Here is a 524-nt window from a genome sequence, read left to right as displayed (position 1 = left end):
CGTTGAGGCTGTAGAATTACTCTTTTTAGGAACGTATCTTACTATTTCGAATTGATTGCTTTTTAACCTTGAACCCATCCGTTCGCTGTGATCTAATAGATATTATTCACCCACGGTAAATCGTTATGGCCAACTACAAGCCTGACTTATCCTGTCAAAATAAATTCATTCCTATCAATTTTGCTGAGCAAATTTTGCCTGGCACATTTGAATATGCTCTTTGTTATATTGTCGAAAACAAGCTCGATTTATCGGGCTTTGACGCGTGGTATAACAACGACAAAACGGGCGCGGCGGCGTATCCGCCATCGGTGATGTTAAAGATTATTTTACTGGGTTATGCACATGGATTAATTAGTAGCCGTCGGATTGCAAAGGCTTGCGAGCATAATATTTTATTTATGAGTGTATCGGGGGATATCCAGCCGCATTACACATCTATAGCGGGTTTTGTGGCTAAAATGCATGAACAGATTGAGCCGCTTTTTACGCAAGTGCTGATGATATGTGATGAGGAAGGCTTG

The 524-nt window shown here is 40.8% G+C and carries 1 protein-coding gene; it reads left to right on the top strand.

Features of this window, described 5'->3' with window-relative positions; translation table 11 throughout:
- Window positions 1-125: 125 nt before the first annotated feature.
- On the top strand, window positions 126-524 hold a 399-nt coding region (locus GQR53_RS20610; RefSeq protein ID WP_165745068.1), incomplete at its 3' end, for a transposase.

The sequence above is a fragment of the Pseudoalteromonas sp. Z9A6 genome (assembly GCF_011378805.1).
GTDB classification, from domain to species: domain Bacteria; phylum Pseudomonadota; class Gammaproteobacteria; order Enterobacterales; family Alteromonadaceae; genus Pseudoalteromonas; species Pseudoalteromonas distincta.
The sequence above is the reverse complement of the archived record's forward strand: the minus strand, read 5'-3'. Positions and strand labels throughout refer to the sequence as shown.